Origin of the sequence: uncultured Proteiniphilum sp. (assembly GCF_937873925.1) — a bacterium.
Classification (GTDB): domain Bacteria; phylum Bacteroidota; class Bacteroidia; order Bacteroidales; family Dysgonomonadaceae; genus Proteiniphilum.
Window position 1 is genome coordinate 1 of the sequence record NZ_CALNAT010000049.1, and the last position, 4,165, is coordinate 4,165.

The 4,165-nt window shown below is 42.6% G+C and carries 2 protein-coding genes and 1 pseudogene; all 3 read right to left on the minus strand.

The genetic code is table 11. The features are described 5' to 3' along the window. Positions 1-485 (minus strand): annotated as a pseudogene (locus Q0502_RS03690) (gfo/Idh/MocA family oxidoreductase); the annotation flags it as partial. A 98-nt stretch (positions 486-583) separates the two neighbouring features. Continuing rightward, positions 584-2,314 (minus strand): RagB/SusD family nutrient uptake outer membrane protein, encoded by a 1,731-nt coding sequence (locus Q0502_RS03695; protein WP_298647281.1) that lies wholly within the window; start codon positions 2,312-2,314, stop codon positions 584-586. Between the two features lie 19 nt (positions 2,315-2,333). Beyond that, on the minus strand, positions 2,334-4,165 hold a 1,832-nt coding region (locus Q0502_RS03700; RefSeq protein ID WP_298647283.1), incomplete at its 5' end, for a SusC/RagA family TonB-linked outer membrane protein.

The window sequence follows — 4,165 nt, forward strand, 5'->3', positions numbered from 1 at the left end:
ACCATGTCGCGGTAGGATTGAAATACTTCTGCTGTTTTTGGTTCACGCGTATTGCTAGGATAAACGTTGTGGCGAGAGATATCTACCCCACGTTGTGTGTGCACGTCAAAAACGTCACAAATACCTGTTACCTCTACATTCAGATCTTCTTGCGCCATCAGGTTACGCAACCAGTTTGATGGTTCACCATTTTTGGTGTGTTGCTCGATCACGTCAGAATGTAAATAACCAAATTTCTGCAGCAGGGCTTGTCCTCTCCAGCCACAGCCTACCAGTCCGATTCTGATTCTTTTGCCCTTTGTGCCCGTGGGAGGCGTTAGCTTCTCAAGAGGAGCTTCCAATCTGTCAATCTTTAGTCGCTTGTAGTAATCAATTGTCTTTTTCTCAACCTGTTTCGAAATGTTCCCTTTCACTCCGGCAGCGAAGAAACCTAGCACGGGTACGGCAACCAAACCTTTTATAAAATCCCTTCTTTGTAATTTCATGGGTCTATTCAACTAATCAAATGAAAATTTAAAATATCTTTTCCTTAAAAAAATGATAAAGTTGGGGGAAGTATTTTCCCCAACTTTATCGGTTCCGCTTAATCAATTCCTTCCCATCCTGGGTTCTGAATCAGATTAGGATTTAAAACCAGCTCTGAAATGGGAATTGAATTGAGATAATCCCTTCCCAAGATAAATCCGTATCCGCTGGGCAATGCTTTCTGAAAAGGATCCAAAAACCCTTCTGCGTCTACCGGATAAGGATTTTTCGCTACCTGCGATGCTTTAAATCCTTTGGGTCGTTTTCCTACGATAAGCTCGTCAGCAGCTGCCCAACGTGCAATATCATCCCACCTGTATCCTTCACAGGCAAGTTCTACTCTCCTTTCCCTTCTTATTTCGTTGATAATTGGCGACAAAGTAGGGAAGTCCCAGTTTGGATCTGTAACAATATTATCCAGTTTCAAATCCGGCATACCCACTCTCTTTCTGAGTTTATTGATGGATAAATCCAAATCAGCCTGTGTAATTGAACCAGATTCCGCCTTCGCTTCTGCGTAATTTAACAACGCTTCCGCATACCTGTAGATCAGACCGGGAGATTCTTCATACTGCTGTACATGAAAATTCATATCGGGGTTGTAACCCTTGATATTTATATAGCCGGCAGGAGAATTGTGATAAGCATCAGTATTTAATTTATTGTAAACTGCACTCCAATAAACTTTCGTCCCGTCTTTATTAATCTTTTGGATCCCGTCATGCGGAGCTATATTCTGGAAGAAGCGGGGATCCCTGTTTTTCATCTCGTCAATCAGCGTTTCATGTCCTTCAAAAAGAGGGCTCACACTAATAGGCAACCCGTCGTTACACAAGTAAGAGTCTGCCAACTGTTTAGTAATGGAGTTATTGTTGGGAAACTCCATTCTGTGATTCCTATCGTTAGTGAAAGCCGATTCTCCCCTGGAAAGATCGTTGTTGTATTCCCGCCAGAACATTACCTCCGGGCTATTTGACCAGTCCTGCATTGCAAAAAGTTCCCTGTAATCGTTTAATGGATTGCCTGTGCTGTATAGGTTGTAAGGGCCATCCTTAATAAGATTGAGAGCAGACTCGGCGGCTTTTTGGAAATATTTATTCGGATTTGACCCGGTTACGCCAAAAGGCGTTCCTGCATGATATTTTTGCCAGGTCCCCTCAAAGAGAGCCACACGACTTTGAATCAACAGGGCGATCCATTTATTTATCCTTCCCTGTCCTTTGGTTTTTTCAGGAGTCAGGTACATTACAGCTGAATCAAGAGCCAAAATAATATTGGTTGCCACCAGGTCCCTGGAATCCCGTGAATTGTACAATTCGGGAGAATCTGTTTTCAACTCGTGTGTAACCCACTGCATGTCGCCGTAGGTCTGAAGCATGTTGTAATACGACATTGCTCTGAAAAAATATGCCTCTCCCAAGTATTGCTGATAATCTTTCAATGGATACTTCTCTTCTACTTTTTTGTAATGATCAAAGAAGTAGTTTACACGCCTGATCCAACCAAAGCCGATACTACCGCTTGTGGATACCACTCTCGTTCCCTGCATGCGTGTATCGATATTACCACCCACCTGGTTATCGCTATTAAAATCCGCACCATGGTTAGGGTATTTTGCAAAGAAGGCCGTGCTGTAAAAACTGTTCATATAACTCTTTAAGTCCTGAGGAGACTGAAAAAAATTCACGTCTGAGATGGCATCCTGTGGATAGCGATTTAAAAAATCCTCGTTACATGAGAGTAGCAGAAATGCTACCAGCAAACTTATATATATATTAATTCTTTTCATAATACGATAAACTTTAAAATTAGAATGTCAAATTAACCCCTACTGATAAAACTCTTGAAAGAGGATAAATCCTTCCTGGCTGATACCCTCCATTGGCCGGATCTGACTCTATCGTTGTTTCCGGATCGAAAGTACCTGGTAACCCAGTAAATGTCAATAGGTTTTCACCTGCCAGATAGATTCTTGCTCTCTGGAGATAAACCTTTTCGGAGATATGCGCTGGTAAAGTATATCCTACCTGCAGGGACTTTAACCTGATATAAGCAGCATTTAGCAGAAAGCGAGTCTGGACTTGTCTGTTCTTGTTAGTTTCTGAGGAGAAATATGGTTTTGCCAGATATGCATCTGTATTCGGTCCCAGTATATTTGCCTCATCAGCAGGACGCCAGTAATCAAGAATTGGAGAGTTTTTATAAATACCTGAACTTCCATAGCCGTTGGTCATCCCCCAAAATAGCTGTAAATTAGCGTGGGGGTAATAATCTCTTTTGCCTACTCCCTGCCAAAACATGTTGAAATCAATGTTTTTCCAGTCAAATCCGCCGGATATACTGAAGTTGTAACGAGGTGTAGTATTACCGATTTTTCTCAGATCACCGTAATCATTCAGTGTACGGGTACCATCGTTGATCTTCCCGTCATCATTTAAATCCTTATACTTGATGTCTCCCGGTCCCCACTTGGCATAGAACTTAGACTGATCAGGCATATCCTCTCCAGCCTCCTGGATGATACCGTCCGTAGTATATCCCCAAATTTCTCCTACCAATTTACCCGGATACCACGTATCGATAATTTCCTTTTCGTTGTAATATTTAAGAATCTTAGCCTGTGAATCACCTATACTCACCTTGGCATTGTAGGAAAAATCAGAAGAGAGCTGATCCCTCCAGGTAACCACCAATTCAAATCCTTTGTTCGAAAGTTCTGCATTATTTCGTTGCGGAGCACTTACACCCAGTGGATAAGGAAGTGTTTCGGAGGGCCCCAGCATATCGGTGGTAACACGCTCATACATATCAAAAACGACCTGTAGTCTGTTATCGATAAAACCAGCATCGAATCCGACATTGGTGGTGGTTATAGTTTCCCACGTCAGGTCACTGCTTACCAAACCGGGAGGGGTCACATACTGTGGTCTTTCGCCATTGATAATCCAATCAAGCTCTGCTCCCAACCCCATTGTGGTTAAATAAGAATATAAGCCCACATTCTGATTTCCCAAAGACCCGTATGATCCCCTGATCTTGAAACTGTTTACAAAGGGTTGTATGGGCGTCCAGAAATCTTCTTTCGAAATAAAATATCCGGCTGAAGCCGACGGGAAAAACCCCCAACGTGTGTCCTGTGAAAAGCGAGAAGAACCATTATATCTTGCACTGAGTTCAAGGAGGTATTTTTCCTTGAAGTTATAGTTAACGCGTCCGAAAACGCCCTGTGTTGCCCAATGATTCATAGCATCCGACACTGTTTTTTCTCCCAGAGCTGTCTTCAGAGATGGGACCTCATCGGTAATCAACCCTGTTCCGGTTGCAGAAATAGAAGAGTAATTTCTGTCTTCTTGCTCATAACCTACTAATCCATTAAAGTAATGATCCCCCCAGTTTTTCTGATAGGAAGAGATCAGATTAACCAAGGTATACGCGGTTGTGCTGTAATCAACACCCCAGCTCGAATTGGGTTTCCCAACATTGCCGAATGTACCGTTTCCAAGCTCTACCATAACAGGCTTCGGGTGTGAAAAACTTCTGGAATTGATGGCATTGTGATTATATGAAAAGCTGGTAACCCAACCTTTAACCGGCTCTATGTCTGCACCCAGGGTAGCAGAAAAGTCATTGGATTGCCATT

Coding starts and splice junctions, on each gene's coding strand:
- Q0502_RS03695 (WP_298647281.1), bottom strand. CDS start 2,314: ATGAAAAGAATTAATATATATATAAGTTTGCTGGTAGCATTTCTGCTA.